The organism is Bacillus sp. TE9106W (assembly GCF_054062215.1).
On the sequence record NZ_JBSSFA010000022.1, the window covers coordinates 1 to 26433 of the forward strand.

The following is a 26433-nucleotide window of genomic DNA, read 5'->3' on the forward strand; positions in this document are numbered from 1 at the left end:
ACGTACGGTTTGATGAGGGGAAACTGAAACAGAAAAGGGATGGCAAAGCCACCCCTAAAGAAAATATAATCTGTTTCAGTTTTCTACTCTACTATTGTTAACACCTTCTATCCCAGCCGCGACGTATAAAACGTGTACCATCAAAAAAGCAATTTAAATTTGGTGCTACAAATGGAACGACCGAAATGATGTTTGGTTCTGAAGTTTCATCAACAGAAATCGGTGGTTGAGTAGGATCAGGTCTTAGTGTATAGCGAATGCGAGCAGTATTGCGAATTAGACCACCACGTGGCTCTGCTGTTACTTGGACGATAAAACGGATAACAACGGATTCACCTGGATTAACAGTGTCGATAAGAATACCAATAGTTGGGTTAGTTCCAGGACGTGCTACTCCGTTTACTGTTACTGAATTCGGATAGAAAGTAACTTCAGGTGGAAGTGGGTCGGTAATGAGTACATTATTTGCTGAGATAGCACCATTGTTAGTAAAGGTAAGTGTATATGTGATGAAATCGCCGAGATGGGCGCTATTTACATTTGCAGTCTTAATAAATGTGTTTGGCTCATTAGGGTTTACTTCTACTGTAATTGGTGGTGTTGTAATCGTTGTTGTGACGGGTGGTCTAGTAGGATCTGGTTGAGAAGTAGACGTAATGGATGCGATATTTGTAATCATTCTATTAGGTGGAAGGGTAATAACCTGTACTTGGAATGAAATTGTTACTGAGTCTAATGGATTAAGAGTTCCAACTAGAATTCCTGTAGATGGATTTGCATTTGGAATTGGAATGTTGTTAATTGTGACACTGTTTGGAATAAATGATGTACCGGCAGGAAGTGAATCAGTAACAGAAATATCAGTGACAGGAATAGTACCTTCGTTTTGGAATGTGATAGTAAACGTAATTGTATCACCTACTGAAACAATGGATTTATCAGCAGTTTTTATCGGATTAATAGTCCCGACATTTACAGGAGTAATTGTAGTAGGTGTAGGTGTAGTAACGGATACCGGTGGTTTAGTATCATCTGGTTGGTATTGGAATGAAACGTTACCTTGGTTTTGGATCTCTCCGCTTGGTGGAATTGAAGTAACTAGGACGCGGAAAGAAATCGTTGCTGATTCAGAAGGAGAAAGTGTTGGAATTTGAATACCTGTTTCTGGATTTGCAGTTGGCTGAGATACATTATTAATCGTAACGCTATTTTGGATGAATGAAGTACCGGTTGGTATAGGGTCGCTTACGAGTATATTGTTGGCAGGAATGGTACCTGTATTTTGGAGAGAAATTGTATACGTAATAATATCACCTAATGTAACTGTTTCCGGCGTAGCTGTTTTTTGTGGATTTAATATAGCTGTATTTACGTCCGTCGTGTTAATTGGAGTAGGGTCTGTAATGGTAATAGGCGGTTCACCAGGAATTGGTTCATATGTGAAAGTAACAGTTGCTTGATTTCGAACGATACCACCAGGCGGTACACTTGTTACCCTCGCTTGGAATTGAACAGTAATTGTATCGTTCGGATTGACTGTACCTACAGGTATACCTTCTACAGGATTTGCTCCAAGATCAGGAATACCATTTAATATAACGGTACCTGGAACAAATGTTAGCCCATTTGCTAACGGATCAGTAATGATAACGGAAGTTGCAGGGACTGACCCGCGATTTTGGAAGGTTACAGTATACGTTATAATTTCATTTATATCTACAATTTGTTTGTCTGCTAGTTTATTTGGGTTAGGTGTAGGCGTAATAACGGATACTTCAACAGTTGGAGTAGGATCTGTAATGGTAATAGGGGGGTCGCCAGGGTTTGGCTGGAATGTGTAAGTGACAGTTGCAGTGTTTTTAATAATACCATCTGGCGGTAGTGCAGTTATAGTAACCTGATAAGTTAATGTAACAATTTGTCCTGGAGTTACAGTTCCGACATTTACACCACTATTCGGATTTGCTCCAGGTGAAGAAATACCATTAATCGTAACACTATTCGGAATGAAAGTAGTACCAGCTGGAGTAGGATCTGTAATAATAACATCTGTCGCATTTATATTTCCGACATTTTGGAACGTAATTGTATATGTGACAGTATCACCAAGATTAATAGTTTGGGGGTTACCTTGTTTGTTAGGATTAATAGTAACTTCACTTACTTGCGTCTTTGTAGTAGGTGTAGGTGTAGTAACAGATACGGGTGGTAAATTTGGGTCTGGCTGGTACTGGAATGAAACGGTTCCTTCATTTTCGATAAAACCTGTCGGTGGTATCGATGTTACTTGAACTTGGAAAGTTACGACGGCGGAAGTGTTAGGTTCTAATGTACCGATAAGAATCCCGGAACTAGGAACGATATTTGGTTGTGTAACGTCGTTTATCGTAACGCTATTTGGAATGAAAGTAGTGCCAGCTGGAATAGGATCGGTTACAAGTACATTTGTTGCAGGGATAGTTCCTGTATTTTGTAAGGAGATTGTATAGGTGATTGTGTCGCCTAATAAAGCAAATACTTTATCAGCGGATTTTGTAGGGTTTGTTGTTGCCGTGTTGACATTGGTAGTAGTAGGAGGCGTTGGAGTAGTCACTGTTACTGGAGGTTCTCCAGGATTAGGTTGGAATGTGTAGGTGATAGTAGCTTCATTTACAATAATTCCGTTAGGTGGTATGGAAACAACACGAACTTGGAAAGTTACAACAACTGATTGACTAGGGTTTAATGTTCCAAGAGGAATGCCAAGAGCTGGATCAACATCGCTAGTTGGGATACCATTAATTGTTACACTATTTGGAATGAAAGTCGTACCAACAGGAATTGGATCTGTGAAAATAATATTTGTTAGTTCGACAGTTTGTAAGGTTTGGAAGGTAACGGTGTACGTAATGATATCGTCTATATCAACGTTGTTTCGATCAGCTGTTTTCGATGGATTAATAATGCTATTAATGATTTCAGTATTAACTGGTGGTGTTGTCTCTGTTTCTGTAATAGGAGGTTCATTTGGATTAGGCTGAGATGTAAAGTTGACTGAACCAACATTTGTAACAACCCCGTTAGGCGGTATATTCGTAATCGTTACTTGGAATGTGATGGTTACTATTTGATTCGGTTGTATTGTACCGATAGGTATTCCAATACTTGGATCAATATCTGGTTGTGAAATACCATTTACTGTAACGGAATCCACAATAAATTGTGTACCTACTGGTGGTGGATCAATGACAGATACATTTGTCATAGGAATATTTCCGATGTTTTCAAGAGTGATCGTATACGTGAGTGCATCTCCAATGTTAGCGACTGGTAAATCTACTATTTTAGCTGACTCTAACTCTGCATTTTGTACAATTGTTTCTGCGATTGGGGTAGGTGTTGTTGTTGTAATAGGCGGAAGAGTAGGGTCTGGTTGAGATGTGTAAGTGACATTTGCTTCATTTGAGATAATGCCATTTGGTGGTAAAGCTGTTACTTGTACTTCTAAAGTAACAGTCACTATTTGTCTAGGGTTTAATGTGCCAACCGGGATTCCTGTTTCAGGGTTCAAATTAGGTTGTGGAATGCCATTAACCGTAACGCTACCAGGGATAAATGTAGTTCCAGTAGGGATAGAATCTGTAATAATGACATTAGTTGCAGGTATATTACCAGTATTTTGAAGGGTGATCGTATAAGTGACCGTATCACCAATACTTGCAAACTCACGATCTACTGTTTTTTGTGGATTCGGGTTAGCGGTACGAACAGGTATTGTTACGGTAGGAGTCGTTTCTGTTGTTGTGATAGGAGGTTCATTCGGATTAGGTTGAGAAGTATAGGTAACACTTGCTGTGTTTTCTATTTTTCCACTAGGAGGAATAGCATTTATTTGAATTTGGAATGTAACTGTAACTGTTTCGCCTGGGTTAACTGTTCCGACAAGAATACCTGTAACTGGACTGGCGCCAGGTTGAGTAACATTGTTTACAGTAACGCTATTCGTAACAAAAGAAGTACCCGGAGGTAAAGCGTCTGTAATTGTTACATTTGTAGCAGGGATTGTACCTTGGTTTGTAAATGTAACAGTATAAGTTACAGCGTTTCCTATTTCTGCAAATGTTAAATTAGCAGTTTTTGTTGGGCTGATTACTGCGGTTTGAATCGGAGTATTCGTTTCTGGTGTTGTTTCTGTTTTTGTCACAGGAGGTAAAGTCGGATCCGTTTGATAATTAAATGTAGCACTTCCTTGGTTATTTATGGTTCCGCTCGGTGGAATGTTAATGACTTGAACTTGAAAAGTGATAGTAACTCTTTCAGTGGGTGCTAGCGTACCGATTGGAATTCCTGATGCTGGATTTATTCCTGCTTGAGGAACACCGTTAATAGTTACGCTATCTGGAATAAATGTAGTACCAGCTGGAATCGAGTCTGTTATAGTTACGTTCGTAGCTGGAACAGTTCCAACATTTTGGAAAGAAAGAGTATAGGTAATAATGTCATTTAATGCAACGAAGGAACGATTTGCTGTTTTTTGTGGTTCTAATGTAGCTGTATTAACAGTTGTTTCCGTTTCAGGAGTTGTAATGGTAGTTGTGACAGGAGGCTCGTTAGGATTTGGTTCATATGTGAATGTGATATTTGCTTTATTTCTAATGACTCCACCAGGTGGGATACTGTTTACGATACCTTGAAACGTAACTGTAATACTTTGACCAGGATTGACAGTTCCAATCGGTATGCCAATTTCGGGATTTTCGCCAAGCTGAGATATTCCATTAATAACAACGCTACCTGGAACGAATGAAACACCTTGCGGAAGCGAATCTTGCACAGTAACATTCGTTGCAGGAACGGTTCCTTTATTTTGGAAAGTAACAGTAAAAGTAATTATATCGCCTATATCAGCTATTTGAAGGTCCGCGGATTTTGTAGTTGTTGGATTTGGATTATTAATAGATACGTTCACATTAGGTGTTGGTGTAGTTGAAGTGACAGGGGGTTCATTTGGATTTGGTTGATATTGATAAGTGAACGATGCTTGGTTTTCAATTATTCCATTTGGTGGGAAATTTGTAACGAGGACTTGGTAGGTGATTGTTTTTGTTTCTCCAACAGCTACAGTACCCAATTGAATACCAAGTGCTGGGTTTGATCCCGGAGAGGTAACGCCATTAATGGTCACACTATCTGGAATGAAGGTGGTTCCGCTAGGGGTAGGATCTATAAGTGTCACGTTAGTGGCAGGAACAGTTCCTCCATTTCGAAATGTAATTGTGTACGTAATGGTATCACCTATATCAGCAAGTTGTTTGTCGGCAGTTTTAGTTGGAGTTGAAATAATAGTATTAACGGCTGTTTCTGTTTTGGGGGTAGGACTTGTTTTTGTCACAGGCGGCTCATTAGGATCTACAATATGAGTAAATGAAACAGTACCTTGGTTTTCAACTAAACCATGTGGTGGCACACTAATAACTTGAACTTGAAAAGATATAGTTGCTGCTTCAGTGGGATCCAATGTGCCTACTATTATACCTGTGGAAGGGTTTGTATTTGGCTGTGAAATCCCGTTAATAGTCACGCTATTTGGAATGAAAGTAGTTCCATTTGGAATAGGGTCTGTCAGGACGATATTAGTAGCAGGAACAGTTCCGTTATTTTGTAAACTAATGGTATACGTAATAATATCACCAATATCAGCAAAAGCTCGATCGGCAGATTTCGTTGGGTTCACTGTTGCTGTATTGACAGTTACACTTGTAGGTGGTGTTGGTTCATTCGTTGTTACTGGTGGCAAGGTAGGATCTGGTTGGTACGTATAAGTTGTTGAAGCCTCATTTGTAATAGTACCGCCAGCAGGAATTTGTGTAACACGAACCTGGAATGATAGTGTTTTTGTTTCGCCTGGATTCAATGTACCAACAGTAATCCCTAATGCAGGATTCGAATTTGGAACAGGATTATTATTTAAAACTACACTATTTGGAATGAAAGTAGTACCAGCAGGGATTGGATCAGTAAATATTACGTTAGTAGCTGGAACGGTTCCATCATTATTAAATGTAATCGTATACGTAATAATGTCACCAATATCAACAGCGGTTTTATCAGCTGTTTTTATAGGATTAATAATAGCGGTATTAATAGGAACGGTAGTAGGTGGTGTAGGATTTGTTGCTGTAATCGTAGGTTTAGTTGGATCAGGCTGATAAGTAAATGTTGTATTTCCTATATTTCGAATTACCCCATTTTGTGGAAGGGAAGTTACCTGGACTTGGAAAGTAACGGTTGTTGTTGAACCGGCATTAATCGTTCCAACTTGTATCCCGCCAGCAGGATTAATATTAGGCTGTGAAACACCATTAATTGTTACGCTATTTGGAATGAAAGTAGTACCAGCAGGGATTGGATCGGTCACAATGACGTTTGTAGCAGAGATATTACCCGTGTTTGGCAATGCAATCGTATACGTAATAATATCACCGATGTCAGCAACTTGTGGGCTAACAGTTTTTGTAGGATTTACAATTGCGGTTCGTACAGAAGTGTTAGTTGGAGGTGGTGTAGTTGTAGTAGTTGTTGGAGGTTCAGTTGGGTTCGGTTGTGACGTATAGGTTACGTTTGCTTCGTTCGTAATCGTTCCGTTAGCTGGAAGGGAAGTGACTTGAACTTGAAAAGTAACGGTCGACGTTTGACCAGCTGCAACAGTACCGATTGGAATATTTGTCGGGGTTACGCCAGTTTGTATAGTGCCATTAACTGTAACGCTGTTAGGAATAAAAGTAGTACCTGTAGGAATCGGATCAGTAATTGAAACATTCGTTGCTGAAATGTTACCGTTATTTGGGATTGTGATCGTGTAAGTAATAATGTCACCAATATTTACAATTTGTTGGTTTGCCGTTTTTGATGGATTAATGATAGCGGCATTAATTAATGTTTCTACAATATTACTAGTTGACGTTCTATTAATAGGAGGTTGACCAGGTGGATTATATTGAAAGCTTGATGAAGCGCTATTTCGAATTGGATTTTGCACAGGTAAACTATTAACTTGAACTTGAAAAGTAATGGTTGCATTTCCATTAGCTGCAATTGTTCCAATGTTTATACCAGTAGCAGGATTGTCTGTAGTAGACGTACCATTAACTGTAACACTACCTGGTACAAAAGTAGTGCCAGCAGGAGGTATATCTGTAATGATAACATTATTTGCAGCTAATGGTGCTTGGTTCGTTGCGGTAATGGTATACGTAATCGTATCACCGATGGTAGCAATTGTTTTGTCAACTGTTTTTACTAATGCAACATTAGCTGTGAAAATATCTGTATTAACTATATTGCTTGTTGTTGTTCGACTAATAGTGGGTGCATTAGGTGCTGGTTGAAATGTGTATCCAAAGGATGCTACGTTGCTTGCAACTGGTGGGGTAGGGACACTTGTAACATCTACTTGAAAGGTAATTGTAACAGAGCCGCCAGCAGGAATGTTGCTAATGGGAATACCAGTAGCAGGATTTCCAGCTGTTGCAACGCCATCAACTGTAACGCTGTTTGGAACGAAAGTAGTGCCAGCGGGTATGGGGTCTGTAAATGTAACGTTTTGGGCAGGAAGTGTTCCGGTATTTTGGACAACGATTGTATAGGTTAAACGACTTCCTATTGTTGCTATTGCCATTAGATTCGTCCTTTCTGTATAAATTTAAATCCGGTCAAGGTATGGAATATTTACAAACAGCATTATTTAATAATCTAGAAACAATACTATGTGTAAATATTAGTATAAAATGAGCTCGTCATTGCATCCTATTCAAATTTAAATGAATAGGAATAGGCAAAGGCTTTTTTTTTGCCCAAATTAGTCTGTGCATATACAAATGGAACTTTTTTTACTTGTTTGCATTAAATGAAATAGCGAATAAATATTTATCTTATATGGAAGGGGAGTGGAATTGTTGGCTTTTGTACAAACATATACGAAAACGGACTCTTTATTTATGGTACACACAGGGAATACAGTTGGCATGCGTGGTATTACAACAGCGACGGCGTATCAATACAATGCATTAATAACAAGAGATACAAATTTAAGTTTTGCAGGGGTTCCTTCTTCGGTAGATCCATTAACTTTTGCAGGAACGACAAATGATTGGACATTAAATGGTTCTTGGGCAAGGCTTAATCCTTCAGTAACAGATGTACCAGCAACAGCAACTGTAGACTTTGCAATGCTAGTATGGCAAGGAACATTGAGTGCAACTGTGACAGAAACGGTGGTAAATAACAATATACCTACTTTACAAACACCGGATGGGGTCACTCATACAATTACGAGTGTTCCTGCATGGGGAGAGACGAGATCAAGCGGAACATTTCAAGGTACCATTTATACACGTGCTGCAAATGTAACAAGTATTTTGCAAGGACTTTCAAACCGAGCGACAGGAGATTATTTTGTAGAAAGAATACCAACGGCAAATCCACCAGCGCAAGGGACAGGGGTAGGATGGGCATTAGTTGTTGTGTATCGTGATAATTCATACCCTGTTAGGAATGTTAGTTTATATACTGGTTTACTCATTTCTACATTGGGTGAGACAGCAACGATTTCAAATTTCATCACTCCATCTGTAGCACCGGTTAATGCTCGCGTATTTACAATGGCGATTAATGGTGATACAGATGCAACAGGTGACAATTTTAATTTAAATGGTACGGGGCTTTCGGGGCCAAATAATGTAATAAATAACTTTTTTGCTTCACAGGTAAATAATTATTTAGGAAATTTAAATACAGTCGGAAGTTTTGGGGATAGAAATATGCCAATTGGTACTTCTGCGACTAACCGTCGTGCGGAATTTGATGTGACAAATGTTCCTGCAAATGGCGTGTTAACAGCTGGATCTACTTCTACTACCGTGAATATCCCAAATACATTTGATTATATTTACGCTGGTGCTGTCGGTTTACAAATAGATTTAGCGGAGGCACGTTTAACTGCTACAAAATCAGTAATAGTAAGTTAAAAATTGAAAACTTTAATAAAAATTTTTATCCTAATAGGAGTGAATTCTATTGGCTTTTGTTCAAGCTTACGGTAAAAATGATAACTTATTTATGATGCATACAGGCAATACGATAGGAATGCGAGGTACTGCTAATACAAACTTTGCTTATAATGCACTTATTACATTAAATACTGATACCACTTTCGGAGGGGTGCCTTCATCGACGGATCCAAATACATTTGGAGGTACGACGAATGATTGGACACTAGATGGTTCATGGGCTGAATTAAATCCATCAACTACTATTGTTCCAACTACAGCGGTTGTAGATTTTGCATTACTTGTTTGGTCAGGTGGGTTGGATACGGCTGTTACAACCGCTGTTGTTGATGCGAATCCACCAAATTTAGTTACGCCTGATGGAACGAGTACACAAGTGACAATAAATTCAGCATGGTCATCAGGAGGGACGAATTTACCTTTCATAGCCAATGTTTATAATCGAGCAGCAGACGTTACATCTTTACTACAAGGGCTACCAAATCGAGCAGCAGGAAGATATAGCGTAACAAGATTACCTACGCGTCAACCAGTTGGTTATGGTGCAGGATGGTCGTTGATTGTTGTATATCGTGATTCCTCCTATCCGATGAGAAATGTGAGTTTATTTCCAGGTTTTTTATTATCAGGTACACCACAAACCCTTTCTGGATTTTTTACACCAGCTACAGGGACGGTGACAGCAAGAGCTTTTGTAATGGCGGTGAATGGTGATCCGAATTTTACAGGTGATAATTTTCAATTGAACTCTGTGACATTAACAGGACCAAATAATCCAATAGGGAACTTTTTTAGAGGGCAAGTAAATGATATTAATGGAAATTTAAATACAATTGGTAGTTTTGCAGATCGGAATTTTTCTGGAACAATTACAAATGCAAATGCAAGAGCTGAATTTGATATTACGAATGTAAATGCAACAGGTTCTATTGCACCAAATACGACATCTACACAAGTAAATATTACAGGTACAGGTGACACAATTTATACAAGTGTGGTTGGGTTACAAATAGACTTGGCTGAAGCTAGGTTAACAGCTGTAAAATCAGTAACTGTAAGTTAAAAAAGATTGCTATAAGCTAGCAATCTTTTTTTATGAGGTGGATTTTGTTAGTAAAGATTGATAATGAGAATAATCAATCTTTTTTTCTTGTAGTTTTTTTACTAAAAATTTATGATCACGCTTCGGTGTAGCAATAATATACCCTTTAATAATTAAATCTTGTGTAATTTGAGAGGCTTTCTCTTGTAATGCTAGTTCACCGATTTTGCCAGCAATTTTTGATTTAGCAACATCGCGAAATAGTTCTGGAACAGGACTGACGAGCTCTTCTAACAATTGTTTTTGTTCGTCATCCCATAAATGCCTCGTTTTATTAATATAGTGCTCTTCCCAATCTAAAATGGACATACCATCTTTTTTTGGTAATCGTTTTAAAAATTTTCTGAACATAAAGTATCCACCGATAGACATAAGTCCTAATAAAATAACAGTCCATAGCACAATAAACCAACTGAACCATCCTTCGAGCAAGTGTATCCCCCCTTAATGATTGCGGTTTTCTTTTATTCATATTATAAACAGTGAGATTCATAGAAAGCAAGAACGCTTGGTCATTTTGACCAAGCGTTATCATTTAAACAAAGTATAGTTGTTCAACACATAAATTATTATTATCATCTTCTACATATTCAATGATTAATGTGCCAACTTTACGATCTTTATCTTCAGTTGTGAAAATAGAGTAAGAAGTAAAACGTGCTGTTGATAGGCCGCTTATATGTGTAGGTAAAGAAATGTAGTCGTTATCGCGGAAGAATTCCATCAGTTCAATATCCTCAAATTCTTTTCGGTCAACTTGTTTGTTTGTATAGCGGCGTTGAAGTTGTTTTAAAGACTCGTTCCAAGAAATTGCTTTTGTGTCGTATACCATTGTTCTATCTCCTTACTGTATGTAATCATTAAGAACATACGTTCTAATTTAGTATACTCTTTTTATTAGAAAAGGGAAAGCAAAAAATAATGTAAGCTTGGATTTCCAAGCTTACATTATTGATGCGTCCGTCATAATCTCTATTTTTTATTATAAGTTAGATAAGAATAAGAAACAAGATGATATATATTTTGTTGATAGTTTTCAAGATTCTGTATATTATAGTTTTACTAAAGCGCAAGGGAATGAGAGGAATGGCATATGTAATTTCACTCCAAGGACCGATGGCAAGTGGAAAAACCACTTTAGCTAAAAGGTTAGAGCTACATGGGTTATCGGTGATATATGAAAATCCATATCCAATTGTAGAAAAGCGAAAACAATTAAATTTGGATATGAATTCAAAAGAAGGGTTTATAGCAAATCAAAAAATGTTTATAGAAGCTAAAATAAAAGAGTTTCAAAATGCGAAGGGTTCAGTCGTAATTTTTGATCGTGGACCAGAAGATATTGAGTTCTATACAATCTTTTATCCTACAACTATAGGAAAAGAGTGGGATATAGAAACTGAATTAAAAGATGAATTATATAAATTAAGAGAATGTCGTTCAGATGCTATTTTTTATTTGGATGTATCGGAAAGTAATTTATATGATAGAAAAAATAATGATAGAACAAGAAACAGAAGTACATTTGAGGAGCAATTTAAATTAGTAGAAACTGAAAAAGACTGGTATAAACAATTTCCTGTAACTTATTTGGACACGAATAGATTATCAGCAGACGCATTAGGGGTATATTTTATGAAGTGGTTAAAGGGGAGAGGGCTATGAAAAAAATACTATTATTCGTATATCCAACATTTGCGGAGTTTGAAATTACGGTAGCAACGGCATTGTTGAAAAACAAATATGAAATCATTACAGCGGGTTTAACGAAAGAATTGATTATAAGTGAAACAGGTTTGCAAGTGCAACCGCATATAGAATTAAGTGAAGTACGTGTAGAAGAATATGAGGGGATTATTATTCCAGGCGGAGACGCGATACATATGAAGGATGCAGAAGGACTCTTTTCAGTCATCCGTCAGTTTCACGAATAAGAAAAATTAGTAGCTGCTATTTGTGCTGGACCGTATGCACTAGCAAGAGCAGGCTTATTCAAAGAAGTCTCGTATACGGTGACTATGGATTATCAAAAATTAGATTGTTTTCCAGTAGAAAATTTTGTGTATGAAGAAGTTGTGCAACACTCAAATATTATTACAGCACAGGGGCATGCATTTGTACCATTTGGAATAGCGATTGCTTCTTATTTTGGAGTAGCAAATGAACATAATATAAATTTTTATGGTGGTAAGGGCAATGTGATGATGGAGAAATTGAATCGCATGTGTTAATACGTCGGTTTTCTTTAAACCTTCATATTGAAGTGCAGATTCAAACCTTTCAAGTAATTTTTCTTCAATTCGAAAATGAATATCTTTTCGCTTCGTCATTGAAATATCGCCCCTTTGCATCTGTTAGTGAGACTATAGCACGCCTGAAAAAATTGTGTAAATCATTTGTGTACACAAATGGAGAAGATGAAAAAAATGTTTGAATGTGAGTTTAAACTATTGACGATTTAACCGTTTTCATATATTCTTAAATTAAGAAATATTCAAATAATTAAAAGAAATGAGAGAGTCACATGCTTCTTCAAGGAACACATCGAATTGGTCGTATGGCCATGCTGTTGGCACTTGCGGATGAGAATGAAAGCCCTGTATTATCTATTCCAAAAGGTTGGAAGTATTGTACTGGGAAAGTGGGTTCGATGAATTCGCAAAAAGTTGTAGCAGCAATGGAAACAGCGGCTAAGAGCAACCAAGTTATTGAAACAGACGTTTACAGAGAAACACATGCACTTTATCATGCAATTATGGAAGCTTTGTACGGAGTGACGAGAGGTCAAATTCAGTTAGCAGACGTTCTTCGTACAGTAGGACTTCGATTTGCGATTGTGCGCGGTACACCATACGACGGAAAAAAAGAAGGCGAATGGGTTGCTGTTGCATTATATGGAACGATTGGTGCACCTGTAAAAGGATCTGAGCATGAGGCGATTGGTTTAGGAATTAATCACATATGATTTGCCCATAGTCTATTAGTTAGAAGGGGGCCTTACTTTTTTAGGACAGAAGTCTGTCTTAAAAAGATAAGGTCCCCTTTTGCCTTTTTAAGGAGGAAAAAGAATGATTACGTTAACAGGACACACATTGACAATTGAAGAAATGAAGAGGTTGTTACTTGAAGGAGAAGGTGTAACAGCTTGTCCAAATAGTATGCAAAAGGTGGCGGAGTGCCGCGAAGTGGTTGAGAAAATTGTAGAGGACGGAAAAGTCGTTTACGGTATTACAACTGGATTTGGAAAGTTCAGTGACGTGCTTATTCAAAAAGATGATGTAAAGGCACTTCAACACAATTTAATTCAGTCACATGCATGCGGGATAGGCGATCCATTCCCTGAAGAAGTATCACGCGGTATGTTAATTTTACGAGCGAACACGATGCTTAAAGGCGTATCTGGCGTTAGACCGCTTGTTGTAAATATGCTTCTTGAGTTTGTAAATCGCAAAATTCACCCAGTCGTTCCGCAACAAGGTTCACTTGGTGCGAGTGGTGATTTAGCACCTTTATCTCATCTTGCACTTGTATTATTAGGCGAAGGTGAAGTGTTCTATAAAGGAAAACGAGTTCATGCGATGGTGGCCCTTACAGAAGAAGGTCTTGAGCCGATTGAACTTGAAGCGAAAGAAGGGCTTGCATTAATCAATGGTACGCAGGCGATGACAGCGCAAGGAGTTGTTTCTTATATAGAAGCTGAAGCAACGGCTTATCAAGCGGAATTCATTGCTTCGATGACAATTGAAGGATTACAAGGCATTATTGATGCATTTGATGAAAATGTTCATAAAGCACGTGGTTATAAAGAGCAAGTGGAAGTAGCGAGCAGAATTCGTGACATCCTTCACGATAGTAAGTTAACAACAAAACAAGGAGAACTACGAGTACAGGATGCCTATTCACTTCGCTGTATCCCGCAAGTACATGGTGCTTCTTGGCAAGTTTTAAATTATGTGAAAGAAAAATTAGAAATTGAAATGAATGCAGCAACAGATAATCCGTTAATCTTTGATGGCGGGGAAAAAGTAATTTCAGGTGGTAACTTCCACGGTCAACCGATTGCATTTGCGATGGACTTCTTAAAAGTAGGGATGGCAGAACTTGCAAATATTTCAGAGCGTCGTATTGAGCGTTTAGTAAATCCGCAATTAAATGATTTACCACCATTTTTAAGTCCAGAGCCAGGACTTCAGTCTGGTGCAATGATTATGCAATATGCTGCAGCGTCACTAGTTTCTGAAAACAAAACGTTAGCGCATCCGGCGAGTGTTGATTCAATCCCATCATCAGCTAACCAAGAAGATCACGTAAGTATGGGAACAATCGCTTCACGCCATGCACATCAAATTATTCAAAATGTAAGACGTGTTCTTTCAATTGAGATGATTTGTGCGATGCAAGCAGCAGAATATCGCGGTATTGAAAACATGAGTACAGTGACGAAGAACTTCTACCATCAAGGTCGTCAGCAAGTACCTTCAATTACAAATGACCGCATATTCTCAACAGATATTGAAAATATTGCGCATTGGTTAAAAACGAATTATTCGATAAAAGAAAGATTAGATGTAAACGCAGCACTATAAAATGAGAAAAGGGAGAGATTGAAATGGAAAAAGTAAAACAAACAATTCGCGCGCCAAGAGGTACTGAGTTACAAACGAAAGGGTGGGTACAAGAAGCTGCACTTCGTATGTTAATGAATAATTTAGATCCTGAAGTTGCTGAAAAACCAGAAGAATTAGTTGTATATGGCGGAATTGGCCGTGCAGCTCGTAACTGGGAAAGCTACCAGGCGATTGTAGATTCATTAAAAACGTTAGAAAGCGATGAAACATTACTTGTTCAATCAGGAAAACCAGTTGCTATTTTTAAATCACATGAAGATGCGCCTCGCGTTCTTTTAGCGAACTCAAACTTAGTACCGAAGTGGGCGAACTGGGATCACTTCCGTGAACTAGAGAAAAAAGGTCTTATGATGTACGGACAAATGACGGCAGGTAGCTGGATTTATATTGGAACACAAGGTATTTTACAAGGAACGTATGAAACGTTTGGTGAAGCGGCACGTCAACATTTCGGTGGTTCATTAAAAGGTACATTAACACTTACTGCTGGTTTAGGTGGTATGGGTGGTGCACAACCTCTTGCTGTAACGATGAACGGCGGTGTTGTTATTGCTATTGATGTTGATAAGCGCAGCATCGATCGTCGTATTGAAAAGAGATACTGTGATATGTATACAGAATCATTACAAGAAGCGTTAGCGGTTGCGAATGAGTATAAAGAGAAGAAAGAACCAATTTCTATTGGTTTATTAGGAAATGCGGCAGAAATTTTACCAGAACTAGTGAAGCGCAATATTACGCCAGACTTGGTTACAGATCAAACATCTGCTCATGATCCATTAAACGGTTATATTCCAGTAGGCTACACGTTAGAAGAAGCAGCAAAACTTCGTGAAGAAGATCCAGAACGCTACGTACAATTATCAAAAGAAAGCATGACAAAACATGTGGAAGCAATGCTTGCTATGCAAGAAAAAGGCGCAATTACATTTGATTACGGAAATAACATTCGCCAAGTTGCTTTTGATGAAGGTTTGAAAAATGCATTCGATTTCCCAGGGTTCGTTCCAGCATTTATCCGTCCATTATTCTGCGAAGGAAAAGGACCATTCCGCTGGGTAGCACTTTCTGGTGACCCAGAAGATATTTATAAAACAGACGAAGTAATTTTACGTGAGTTCGCGGATAATGAGCATTTATGTAACTGGATTCGTATGGCACGTCAGCAAGTTGAATTCCAAGGCCTTCCATCACGTATTTGTTGGCTTGGTTACGGTGAGCGTGCGAAATTTGGCCGCATCATTAATGAAATGGTTGCAAATGGTGAATTATCAGCACCAATTGTTATCGGTCGTGACCATTTAGATTGCGGTTCAGTAGCATCTCCAAACCGTGAAACAGAAGCGATGAAAGACGGTAGTGATGCAGTAGCTGACTGGCCAATTTTGAATGCATTAATTAATAGTGTAAACGGTGCAAGTTGGGTATCTGTTCACCACGGTGGTGGCGTTGGTATGGGTTATTCACTTCATGCAGGAATGGTTATCGTTGCAGATGGAACAGAAGCAGCGGCAAAACGTATTGAGCGCGTATTAACTTCTGACCCTGGTATGGGTGTTGTTCGTCACGTTGATGCAGGGTATGACTTAGCTGTGGAAACTGCGAAAGAAAAAGGCGTTAACATTCCAATGATGAAATAAGGAGGAGAAAACATGCTGGACACTTTACTAATCAATATCGGTCAATTACTAACAATGGATCAAGAAGATGGCTTGTTAAGACGGGAAGCGATGAACACGCTTCCTGTTATCGAAAATGGTGCGGTTGGAATTGAAAATGGTGTAATCACTTTCGTTGGAACGGCGGAAGAAGCGAAAGGATTACAAGCGAAAGAGGTTATTGATTGCGCGGGAAAAATGGTTTCTCCTGGTCTTGTTGACCCGCATACTCATCTTGTATTTGGTGGATCTCGCGAAAATGAAATCGCACTAAAATTACAAGGAGTTCCGTACTTAGAAATTTTAGAAAAAGGCGGAGGTATTCTTTCAACTGTAAATGCAACGAAACAAGCGTCGAAAGAAGAACTTGTTCAAAAAGCGAAATTCCATTTAGACCGTATGCTATCTTTCGGAGTTACAACTGTAGAAGCGAAGAGTGGTTATGGATTAGATAATGAGACGGAATGGAAACAATTAGAGGCAACTGCACAATTACAAAAAGAACATCCAATCGATTTAGTGTCAACGTTTTTAGGTGCTCATGCAGTTCCGAAGGAGTACAAAGGTAGATCAAAAGAATTTTTACAATGGATGTTAGACCTACTACCAGAAATGAAAGAGAAGCAATTAGCAGAATTCGTTGATATTTTCTGCGAAACAGGTGTGTTCTCTGTCGAAGAATCAAAAGAGTTTTTATTAAAAGCGAAAGAGCTTGGCTTTGATGTGAAAATTCATGCGGATGAAATTGATCCTCTTGGTGGTGCGGAAGCAGCAGCTGAAATTGGTGCAGCATCAGCGGACCATTTAGTTGGTGCTTCTGATAAAGGAATTGAAATGCTTGCAAATTCTAATACAGTAGCCACTTTATTACCAGGAACAACCTTCTATTTAAATAAAGAAAGCTTTGCTCGCGGTCGTAAAATGATTGATGAAGGTGTTGCAGTTGCGTTAGCTACAGACTTTAACCCAGGCAGCTGTCCAACTGAAAACATTCAGCTTATTATGAGCATTGCAATGCTCAAACTGAAAATGACACCAGAGGAAGTTTGGAATGCTGTAACAGTTAACTCTTCTTACGCGATTAATCGTGGTGAGGTAGCTGGGAAAATTAGAGTGGGTCGCAAGGCAGATTTAGTTTTATGGGATGCTTACAATTATGCTTACGTACCATATCATTACGGCGTAAGTCATGTAAATACAGTGTGGAAGAATGGTAATATCGCATATACAAGAGGTGAACAATCGTGGAGCACGGCCACTATTTAAAGAAAAATGCAAAGTTTATTGATCGTGAAGTGACGAAATGGAGTGAGATGATTAAAGATTGGGAGGAAGGCGTGGAAATATTCGGTGCTGCCTTAATTGGAGCACCCCTTTCTAAACCGTCTATTAGTCATTCAGGAGCAAGTTTTGCACCAAAAACAATTCGTGCGATGTTAGACGCATATAGCACATACGCAATTACAGAAGAACACGATATGAAAGAAAGTGTTCTATATGATTGCGGTGATATTACAATGCATGTAACAGATATAAAAGAAAGTCATAACCGAATTGCGAAAACAGTAGGTCATGTAACGAAAGTAAATCCGAACATGATACCAATCGTTCTTGGTGGTGATCACTCGATTAGTTTTCCGAGTATAACAGGATTTGCAAACAGTAAAGGAAAGGTCGGTATCATTCAATTTGATGCCCATCATGATTTACGTAATTTAGATGATGGTGGTCCGTCAAATGGTACGCCGTTCCGTAGTTTATTAGAAAATGGTGTCATTACAGGAAAACAACTTGTTCAAATCGGTATTCGTAATTTTTCAAACGCGCGTGCGTACCATGAATATGCAAAAGAACATGGCGTGACAGTGTATACAATGAAGGATGTACGAGAGCGAGAAATAAAAGATATTATGACGGAAAGTATTGAAGTATTAAGAAGGCAAGGCGTGACTTCTATTTACATTTCTCTTGATATGGATGTACTAGACCAAGCGTTTGCGCCAGGTTGTCCAGCAATTGGGCCTGGTGGAATGGATAGTACGACTTTACTAGATGCGATTGAATTCCTTGGTAAAGAACCGCTCGTTCAAGGGATGGATATAGTAGAGATTGATCCAACTCTTGATTTTAGGGATATGACGAGTAGAGTAGCAGCGCAAGTGATTATGAGTTTTCTTTTAGCGAGGGAAACAGTTAGTAAGCAGGTTAGTATATAGACGGAAAAGTAGATTTTTATGTATGCCTTATCAAAAACACATTACTACTCAAATGTAGTGATGTGTTTTTATGTTAAAAGAGAATGAATGTGTGTGGAACCGTTAATAAAATTGCGGTTTTTTATAGTGTATTGTGTGAATTTAATTTCTTGCTTTCTAAGTATTGACGTGTAAAATAATTTTATGATAAAATAAAAATTTTGCTAAAAAACTTAAGTTGTGTTAAGCTTGAGAAGGTTACCATATATGGAGGTGGATTATTTGTTTCAAATTGGCGATAACATTGTTTATCCAATGCAAGGAGCAGGTATAATTAAAGCCATAGAAGAGAAGGAAATCGCAGGGGAAAAACAACAGTATTATGTTATAAAAATGTCGGCTAGTAATATGGAAATAATGATTCCTGAAGGGAAAATATTGAATTCAAATATACGACCAGTTACAGATATCAAGGCATTAATACACATAATAGATATTTTTCAGCATGGAGAATCAGATAGATTACTTACATGGAAACAAAGGTACAAAGTGAACACTGATAAAATAAAAACGGGTAAAATGCAAGAAGGTGCTGAGGTTGTGCGTGATTTAATGCGTATACAGAAAGAAAAGGCACTTAATGCAAGCGAAAAGAAAATGTTAGATAACGCACATGAATTTTTGATTAGTGAACTGGGATTAATTGAAGGGATCACAGAAAATCAAATAAAAAGCTTTTGTTAAGGTTCATTACAAATAATATATGGCATCCCAAAAAAGATCTTGAATTTTTTGGGAGTATAATTATAGAGAATTAATCATTTCAAAGACATTCAACTCTTTCAAACCACTTTTAGAGCATTAACCTCTTTTGTTATTACTACAATCAAATCCATTTTTATTTTTAAAATTTCTTTTACGAATGTTCGAAGTTTAATTAAATACTTCGATAAAATAATTACTTGATTTTTGCAATCCTGATTCACACTGGCACGGACGAGGAGCCGTAAGGATGAAAGAGAGGTAGGGCTTTCATTGTTTTAGGTATATATAAGTTATTATTTTCATAAGAATATTGAACCGCTCTCACTTCTATTGTTAAGGGATTTTCTTATATGTGTATATCCTTTATATAAAAGAGATAAATAAATTGACATTCACATATGGTAAATAAAAAAGGTTTCCTACTCAGGAAACCTTTTTTATTTATTTATAGCATCCCATTTGTTTAATATTCGAATAATCTCTGGTTAAAGCGTATAAATTGACGTTACTATCTAAAAGTAAGTATGATGCGATTGTAGTAAGAATTTTTTAGGGGGAAGAAACATGACAAGTTCAAACAAGAAATCGGCAAGTATTTATGAAGGAACAAATGTAAACGCTTGGGGGTCTTTTGAAAACGTTGCAGAAAAGAAGTTGTTTAATTCGATTCAAATTGGATCTTGGCCTCTTCGTAACCGTATAGCAATGGCACCAATGACAAGATGCTTTGCAGACAATGAAACTGGAGCAGTGGGTGCTGATGTAGTGGAATACTATAGAAAACGTGCAGCTGATGGAGTTGGATTGATTATTACAGAGGGAATCGTTATTAGCGCAAGAGCAAAAGGGAATCCGGGAGTACCGGGGATTTATACACAAGAACAAATTGATTCGTGGAAACCTGTTACAGAGGCAGTACATAAAGAAGGCGGGACAATTATTGCTCAAATATGGCATGTTGGTCGTATGAGTCATCATGAAATAATTGGTGGGCAAATGCCGCAAGCGCCGTCTGCAATCGCTGCAGAGGGAAATGTTCCACGTTTTCGTAAGCCATTCGATACACCAGAAGCAATGACGTTAGAAGAAATACAAGAAGTTATTAGTCAATACGCACAAGCTGCAAAAAATGCGATCGAAGCTGGATTTGATGGAGTAGAAATTCACGGTGCACACGGATATTTAATTGATCAATTTACTTATGAGTTTGCAAACAAGCGTACAGATAAATATGGTGGCGACTTAAAGCAAAGGTTAACGTTTATGAAAGAAGTAACTGAGGCTGTAATAGAAGCAATTGGAGCTGATAAAACACTTCTTCGTTTCTCTGCTTTTAAAGGTGATAATCCTACTTATATGTGGGAAAAACCTGAACTGGCAATTGAAACATTCGTAAATATGTTTAAAGAAGTTGGATTAACGATGATTCACCCTTCAACGATGAGTTATACGCAAGTGATTGCTGACGGAAAGAATTTTCATCAATTAGTAAGAAAATATTGGGATGGTGCGATTGTTGGGGTTGGTAATTTGAATCCGAAAGAGGCTGAAGAAGCGTTGCAAGAAGGAACAATTGATGTAGCTGCATTCGGAAGACCTTTAATTGCTAATCCGGATTTTGTTCATCGAATTAAAAGTGCTGAAAGTTTAGTTGAATATGACGCGAAAGAGCATCTTGCTACATTGATTTGAATAAAGATAAAAGGAGAACACACGGAGTGTTCTCCTTTTATTATGGGATTTCATAGGGGGAAGCGAGATGAGTGAAACGCTACTCGTTATTATTAGTATATTACTATTATTACTGTTGCTTTTAATCGTCTTTTTTATTATTACATTTTTTATAAAAAAACGGACGCATCATTCTATTTTAAAACTACATCCATACTTAGGAAGAATGCGCTACTTACTGGAAAAGATAGGGCCGGAATTCCGGCAATATTGGTTTGATCACGATACAGATGGAAAACCTTTTTCACGTTACGACTTTCAAAGTGTTATGTTTTTAGCGAAGTATCGCTCTGAAATACTTGGTTTTGGGTCGAAACGAGATTTTGAAGCATCTGGTTATTATATTGCTAATACGTTGTTTCCGGTATTAACAGAAGAATTAAGTGTGAATGTAACGCCAGAACGTGAAGGGAAAAAGTATGCGATTCATAAAGAAGGATTATTTTCACGAAGAGAAAAATTGACAGCGGATACAACGAATCTTTGGTTATACGAAGAAGACGATGCAATTATCATCGGCGAAAATCGTAAATATCCATGGAAACTGTATGGCATGTTTGGAGCATCAGCAACTTCTTACGGTTCGATTGGTGAAAATTATATTTTAGCGAGTGGGTTTGGAGCGAAAATGGCTGGCGGTTCGTGGATTAATACTGGCGAAGGCGGCGTTATTCCAGAACATTTACATACAGGGGCAAATATCGTTGCACAAATTGGCCCAGGGTTATTTGGATATCGTGATGAGGACGGTAATTTTTCGATGGAGAAATTTATGGGGAAAGCGAAAGAGAGTAATATTAAAGCATTTGAATTGAAATTTGGGCAAGGTGCGAAAATACGTGGTGGTCATTTAGAGGGGCAAAAAGTAAACGAGAAAATTGCTTTTGTTCGGAATGTACGAGAGGGAGAGACAATTAATTCACCGAATCGATTTTCATTTTTAAATAATGCAGCAGAGACACTTTATTTTATTCAACAATTGCAAGAAAACGGCGGAAAACCAGTTGGGATGAAAATTGTGATTGGACAACAGGAGCCGTTGGAAAATTTATTCAAAACGATGAAAGAGTTAAACATCTATCCGGATTTCATTACAATTGATGGTTCAGAAGGTGGATCAGGAGCAACGTATAAATCGATGGCAGATAGCATGGGAATGCCGCTTATTCCAGCATTATTGACGTTTATTGATACAGCAAATCATTATGATATTCGGGATAAATTCAAAGTGTTTGCTGCCGGGAAATTAATTACACCAGATAAAGTGGCAATCGCTTTAGCTATTGGTGCAGATGCTGTAAATTCAGCGCGTGGTTTTATGATGGCAAGCGGCTGTATAATGGCGCTTCAATGTAATTCTGGCCAATGTCCATCTGGTGTGGCCACGACGAATCCACATTATCAAAAAGCGTTAGATCCGTATGAGAAGAAGTGGCGAGTCATGAATTATATTGTTAGTATGAGATATAGTTTATTTTCGTTAGCAGCGGCGGCGGGAGTGAAGAGCCCGCGTCATTTAAAGAGAGATCATATTGTATTTAAAGATGAGATGGGGCGGGTAGTTCCTCTCTCGGAATTGTTTCCTACTAGTAAATAGTAAGCTATGTTTAATAGATTAAAAGTCATACATTTGTATGGCTTATTTTTATTAAAAAAATAGGTATTTTATTTTCTGAATATTTTTACTTTAATTTCTTTTGAAAACAGGGTAATCCACTGGGATAAAGGCGTTTATAAAGGTTTTCTCATATAGGAAAAAGTGCTTGTTCACTTGAAAGAACAAAAAATGTTTGGTAAGGTAGGGAACCATAAGCGAAAACAAGAAAATAGAAAAAGTCATTTTTCGAAATTTTGAATGGCTTATGTAACTAAGGGAGAGATTTGGTGAAGATTGAGATTATGGTTTCGCTTGCTATTTATATGGCAGGTATGTTGTATATCGGGTATTGGTCTTATAAGAAGACATCCGATTTATCAGATTATATGTTAGGCGGAAGAGGACTCGGTCCAGCAGTTACAGCTTTATCAGCCGGTGCTTCTGACATGAGTGGTTGGATGCTTATGGGATTACCGGGTGCGATGTATGCGACAGGGTTGTCCAGTGTATGGATCGCGATAGGTTTATTAATAGGCGCTTATGCAAACTATTTAATTCTCGCACCGCGTTTACGAACATATACGGAAGTAGCAAATGATTCAATTACGATTCCAGATTTTTTAGAGAATCGGTTTAAAGATCGTACGAAAATACTTCGTTTTGTCTCCGCTATCGTCATTTTAGTATTTTTCACATTTTATGCGTCAGCTGGTTTAGTTTCAGGTGGACGTTTGTTTGAAAATTCTTTTAACCTTGATTATAAAATTGGTTTATTTGTAACTGTCGGTGTCGTTGTTGCTTATACACTATTCGGTGGTTTTTTAGCAGTAAGTTGGACCGACTTTGTGCAAGGTTGTATTATGTTTATTGCTCTTGTATTAGTTCCAATTGTAGCTTTTACAGATGTCGGTGGTGTAACAGAAACATTCAATACAATTAAGCAAGTTGATGCATCGCATTTAGATATGTTTAAAGGGACTACAATACTTGGTATTATTTCATTTTTAGCATGGGGCCTTGGGTATTTTGGTCAACCACATATTATTGTCCGCTTTATGGCAATTACCTCTATTAAAGATTTAAAAACTTCTCGTAGAATTGGTATCGGTTGGATGACGATTTCAATTATAGGTGCAATGCTTACTGGTCTAGTTGGTATTGCTTATTACGCTAAAAATAATGCGACATTACAAGATCCGGAAATGGTCTTTGTAACATTCTCAAATATTTTATTCCATCCGTACATTACTGGATTTTTATTATCAGCTATTTTGGCTTCGATTATGAGTAGTATTTCCTCGCAATTACTTGTTATTTCAAGTGCTGTAACGGAAGATTTCTATAAAACATTTTTCCGTCGTAAAGCAAGTGATAAAGAACTTGTATTTATCGGTAGGCTGTCAGTATTAGTAGTAGCGATGATTGCAGTTGTTTTAGCGTATCATCCGAGTGATACAATTTTAACGCTTGTTGGATATGCTTGGGCAGGATTTGGATCAGCATTCGGACCAGCAATTTTATTAAGTTTATATTGGAAGAGAACGAACAAATGGGGCGTTCTTGCTGGGATGATTGTCGGTGCATTAGTTGTTATCACTTGGGTACAAATTCCAAGTTTAAAAGCGACTATGTATGAGATGGTACCTGGATTCTTCTGTAGCTTATTAGCTGTTATTATCGTAAGTTTAGTAACGAAAGAACCAGTTAAAGCAATACATCGTGAATTTAATGAGATGGAAGCAGTATTGGAAGAGGAAACAAAATAATTAGTGAAGAGGGTAAACGCTGAATAGCGTTTACCTTCTTTTCATTTTAAATGAAATCCGTAACTTATTGACAAATAAAAGTAAGTAACTTATAATAAATAATAAGTTCGAGGTAAATAAATATTTGTTATGTTTACAGATTGAACAAATATTTTTTGTGAATTATCTCGAATTCGAGATAATTTTGTTAGGTTAGTTATTTGTGTGTAATTTTACAGTTAATATCTCAATCCCGAGATAAATTATAATTAAGGATTTTACTTTCTAGTATGGACAAAATGAATAATGAATTTTAATGTAAAAAATTTTTTCATAATGAATTAAAAAAGGAGTGGAGAAAATGGAAAAGAAAACAATGGGAATTCATCACATTACAGCAATCGTAGGACATCCACAAGAAAATGTAGATTTTTATGCTGGTGTATTAGGGTTACGTTTAGTGAAACAAACAGTGAATTTTGATGATCCAGGTACGTACCATCTTTATTTCAGTAATGAAGCAGGGAAGCCAGGAACAATCATTACGTTTTTCCCATGGGCAGGTGCTCGTCAAGGAATTATTGGTGACGGTCAAGTAGGAATCACTTCTTATGTTGTACCAAAAGGGGCAATGAAATTTTGGGAAAATAGATTAGAAAAATTCGATGTTTCGTATACAAAAATGACTCGATTTGGAGAGCAGTATTTAGAATTTGATGATCCACATGGTTTGCATATAGAATTAGTAGAAAGAGAAGAAGGCGAATTAAATAATTGGAGCTTTGGGGAAGTTACGCCAGAAGTAGCAATTAAAGGATTTGGTGGTGCTGTTCTTTTATCAGCGCACCCTCAAAAAACTGCTGAATTGTTAGAGCACGTTATGGGTCTTGAGAAAATTGGGGAAGAGGGCGAATTTGTTCGATTCCGTTCTTCTGCTGATATTGGAAATATTATTGATTTGAAATTATCGACAATTGGACGTGGCCAGATGGGTGTTGGTACAGTCCATCATATTGCTTGGAGAGCGAGTGATGATGCTGATCAGTTAGACTGGAAAGAGCACGTATCCCGTTTTGGATACCACGTAACTCCTGTACAAGACCGAAATTATTTTAACGCGATTTATTTTAGAGAACACGGTGAAATTTTATTTGAAATTGCAACAGATCCTCCTGGTTTCGCTCATGATGAATCGTTAGAGACGATGGGTGAGGAATTAAAGTTACCAGAACAATATGAACAACATAGAAAACAAATTGAACAAACGCTTTTACCATTTGAAGTGAGAAATTTAGATTAAAGTGATTGAAAGGGGAACAGAATTATGATGAAACATGTTTTTCAAAAAGGAAAAGATACGTCAAAACCAGTGTTATTATTACTTCATGGTACAGGAGGTAATGAATTAGATTTATTACCACTTGCAGAAATAATGGATCCGGAAGCTTCAGTATTAAGTGTCCGTGGGAATGTATTAGAGAATGGGATGCCACGTTTCTTCCGCCGATTAGCAGAAGGTATTTTTGATGAAGAGGATCTTATCTTCCGTACGAAGGAATTAAATGAGTTTTTAGATGAATCTGCAAAAACATATGAATTTGATAGAAATAACATTGTTGCAATCGGTTATTCAAATGGGGCAAACATTGCGGCAAGCTTATTATTCCATTATAAAAATGCATTAAAAGGTGCTGTGCTTCATCACCCAATGGTGCCTAGAAGAGGAACGCAATTACCTAATTTAGAAGAAAAATCCGTGTTTATTGCTGCTGGGACAAATGACCCGATTTGTTCATTAGCAGAGTCAGAGGAATTGAAGGTACTATTAGAAAATGCAAACGCTAATGTAACAATGCATTGGGAAAATAGAGGTCATCAATTAACAATGGGTGAAGTAGAAAAAGCAAAAGAATGGTATGAAAATACAGTACTATAAAAGTAAATAAAGAAAGAAGCATTTGCAAT

At 37.5% G+C, this 26433-nt stretch carries 17 protein-coding genes and 2 pseudogenes; 15 read left to right on the forward strand and 4 right to left on the reverse strand.

The window, feature by feature from the left end; genetic code table 11:
- Window positions 1–97 precede the first annotated feature (97 nt).
- Window positions 98–7657, reverse strand: a complete 7560-nt coding sequence (locus ACVWY7_RS25460) for a DUF7507 domain-containing protein (protein ID WP_456524039.1) — start codon at window positions 7655–7657, stop codon at window positions 98–100.
- A gap of 277 nt (window positions 7658–7934) precedes the next feature.
- Between ACVWY7_RS25460 and ACVWY7_RS25465 the strand changes: the two genes are divergently transcribed.
- Together ACVWY7_RS25465 and ACVWY7_RS25470 are read left to right on the forward strand one after the other, a co-directional pair.
- On the forward strand, window positions 7935–9005 hold the full coding sequence (locus ACVWY7_RS25465; RefSeq protein ID WP_456524040.1) for a hypothetical protein: 1071 nt from the start codon (window positions 7935–7937) through the stop codon (window positions 9003–9005).
- 49 nt (window positions 9006–9054) lie between these two features.
- Window positions 9055–10110 (forward strand): hypothetical protein, encoded by a 1056-nt coding sequence (locus ACVWY7_RS25470; protein ID WP_456524041.1) that lies wholly within the window; start codon window positions 9055–9057, stop codon window positions 10108–10110.
- A 30-nt stretch (window positions 10111–10140) separates the two neighbouring features.
- Here ACVWY7_RS25470 and ACVWY7_RS25475 read toward each other — a convergent pair whose 3' ends face one another.
- Both ACVWY7_RS25475 and ACVWY7_RS25480 read right to left on the reverse strand, forming a co-directional pair.
- Window positions 10141–10581 (reverse strand): DUF2621 domain-containing protein, encoded by a 441-nt coding sequence (locus ACVWY7_RS25475; RefSeq protein WP_456524042.1) that lies wholly within the window; start codon window positions 10579–10581, stop codon window positions 10141–10143.
- A 103-nt stretch (window positions 10582–10684) separates the two neighbouring features.
- Window positions 10685–10981, reverse strand: a complete 297-nt coding sequence (locus ACVWY7_RS25480) for a hypothetical protein (protein WP_000262403.1) — start codon at window positions 10979–10981, stop codon at window positions 10685–10687.
- Window positions 10982–11235: 254 nt separating this feature from the next.
- Here ACVWY7_RS25480 and ACVWY7_RS25485 point away from each other — a divergent pair, with 254 nt between their 5' ends.
- Together ACVWY7_RS25485 and ACVWY7_RS25490 are read left to right on the forward strand one after the other, a co-directional pair.
- Window positions 11236–11814, forward strand: a complete 579-nt coding sequence (locus ACVWY7_RS25485) for an AAA family ATPase (RefSeq protein WP_088120555.1) — start codon at window positions 11236–11238, stop codon at window positions 11812–11814.
- Window positions 11811–12380: pseudogene (locus ACVWY7_RS25490) on the forward strand (DJ-1/PfpI family protein). Before ACVWY7_RS25485 ends, ACVWY7_RS25490 begins: the two are co-directional and overlap by 4 nt.
- On the opposite strand, the pseudogene ACVWY7_RS25495 reads toward ACVWY7_RS25490, so the two are convergent.
- A pseudogene (locus tag ACVWY7_RS25495) lies at window positions 12363–12500 on the reverse strand (class I SAM-dependent methyltransferase); the annotation flags it as partial. The pseudogenes ACVWY7_RS25490 and ACVWY7_RS25495 sit on opposite strands and share 18 nt — an antisense overlap.
- Window positions 12501–12673: 173 nt before the next feature.
- Here ACVWY7_RS25495 and hutP point away from each other — a divergent pair.
- From hutP to ACVWY7_RS25550, 11 genes are all read left to right on the forward strand, one after another.
- Window positions 12674–13114 carry a hut operon transcriptional regulator HutP gene (gene hutP, locus ACVWY7_RS25500; protein WP_000926516.1) on the forward strand — a complete coding sequence of 147 codons (441 nt, stop codon included), beginning with the start codon at window positions 12674–12676 and terminating at the stop codon, window positions 13112–13114.
- Window positions 13115–13217: 103 nt separating this feature from the next.
- Complete coding sequence (gene hutH, locus ACVWY7_RS25505; protein ID WP_456524043.1) at window positions 13218–14735, forward strand: histidine ammonia-lyase; 1518 nt, start codon at window positions 13218–13220, stop codon at window positions 14733–14735.
- Window positions 14736–14758: 23 nt separating this feature from the next.
- Window positions 14759–16417 (forward strand): urocanate hydratase, encoded by a 1659-nt coding sequence (hutU, locus tag ACVWY7_RS25510; protein ID WP_072191420.1) that lies wholly within the window; start codon window positions 14759–14761, stop codon window positions 16415–16417.
- 12 nt (window positions 16418–16429) lie between these two features.
- Window positions 16430–17701, forward strand: coding sequence for an imidazolonepropionase (gene hutI, locus ACVWY7_RS25515; protein ID WP_456524044.1), 1272 nt, complete (start codon window positions 16430–16432; stop codon window positions 17699–17701).
- Window positions 17680–18651 carry a formimidoylglutamase gene (gene hutG, locus ACVWY7_RS25520; protein ID WP_000399840.1) on the forward strand — a complete coding sequence of 324 codons (972 nt, stop codon included), beginning with the start codon at window positions 17680–17682 and terminating at the stop codon, window positions 18649–18651. The genes hutI and hutG overlap by 22 nt, the downstream gene beginning before the upstream one ends.
- A gap of 261 nt (window positions 18652–18912) precedes the next feature.
- On the forward strand, window positions 18913–19374 hold the full coding sequence (locus ACVWY7_RS25525) for a CarD family transcriptional regulator (RefSeq protein ID WP_003160944.1): 462 nt from the start codon (window positions 18913–18915) through the stop codon (window positions 19372–19374).
- A gap of 585 nt (window positions 19375–19959) precedes the next feature.
- Complete coding sequence (locus ACVWY7_RS25530) at window positions 19960–21087, forward strand: alkene reductase (protein WP_072191455.1); 1128 nt, start codon at window positions 19960–19962, stop codon at window positions 21085–21087.
- Between the two features lie 67 nt (window positions 21088–21154).
- Window positions 21155–22723, forward strand: a complete 1569-nt coding sequence (locus ACVWY7_RS25535; RefSeq protein ID WP_456524045.1) for a glutamate synthase-related protein — start codon at window positions 21155–21157, stop codon at window positions 22721–22723.
- A 287-nt stretch (window positions 22724–23010) separates the two neighbouring features.
- Window positions 23011–24489: a sodium/proline symporter PutP gene (gene putP, locus ACVWY7_RS25540; RefSeq protein WP_000687603.1), complete on the forward strand. Its 1479-nt coding sequence runs from the start codon at window positions 23011–23013 to the stop codon at window positions 24487–24489.
- A 340-nt stretch (window positions 24490–24829) separates the two neighbouring features.
- Entirely contained in the window at window positions 24830–25768 is a 939-nt protein-coding gene (locus ACVWY7_RS25545) for a ring-cleaving dioxygenase (RefSeq protein WP_456524046.1), read from the forward strand.
- Between the two features lie 24 nt (window positions 25769–25792).
- The gene (locus tag ACVWY7_RS25550; protein ID WP_456524047.1) at window positions 25793–26404 is read left to right on the forward strand and encodes an alpha/beta hydrolase; all 612 of its coding nucleotides are present in this window, start codon (window positions 25793–25795) and stop codon (window positions 26402–26404) included.
- Window positions 26405–26433 lie beyond the last annotated feature (29 nt).

What these genes read in the sequence shown, in the direction of transcription:
- ACVWY7_RS25460 (WP_456524039.1), bottom strand. Translation starts at nt 7,657, where the DNA reads ATGGCAATAGCAACAATAGGAAGTCGTTTAACCTATACAATCGTTGTC.
- ACVWY7_RS25480 (WP_000262403.1), bottom strand. Translation starts at nt 10,981, where the DNA reads ATGGTATACGACACAAAAGCAATTTCTTGGAACGAGTCTTTAAAACAA.
- ACVWY7_RS25485 (WP_088120555.1), top strand. Translation starts at nt 11,236, where the DNA reads ATGGCATATGTAATTTCACTCCAAGGACCGATGGCAAGTGGAAAAACC.
- hutP (WP_000926516.1), top strand. Translation starts at nt 12,674, where the DNA reads ATGCTTCTTCAAGGAACACATCGAATTGGTCGTATGGCCATGCTGTTG.
- hutH (WP_456524043.1), top strand. Translation starts at nt 13,218, where the DNA reads ATGATTACGTTAACAGGACACACATTGACAATTGAAGAAATGAAGAGG.
- hutU (WP_072191420.1), top strand. Translation starts at nt 14,759, where the DNA reads ATGGAAAAAGTAAAACAAACAATTCGCGCGCCAAGAGGTACTGAGTTA.
- hutI (WP_456524044.1), top strand. Translation starts at nt 16,430, where the DNA reads ATGCTGGACACTTTACTAATCAATATCGGTCAATTACTAACAATGGAT.
- ACVWY7_RS25530 (WP_072191455.1), top strand. Translation starts at nt 19,960, where the DNA reads ATGACAAGTTCAAACAAGAAATCGGCAAGTATTTATGAAGGAACAAAT.
- ACVWY7_RS25535 (WP_456524045.1), top strand. Translation starts at nt 21,155, where the DNA reads ATGAGTGAAACGCTACTCGTTATTATTAGTATATTACTATTATTACTG.
- ACVWY7_RS25545 (WP_456524046.1), top strand. Translation starts at nt 24,830, where the DNA reads ATGGAAAAGAAAACAATGGGAATTCATCACATTACAGCAATCGTAGGA.
- ACVWY7_RS25550 (WP_456524047.1), top strand. Translation starts at nt 25,793, where the DNA reads ATGATGAAACATGTTTTTCAAAAAGGAAAAGATACGTCAAAACCAGTG.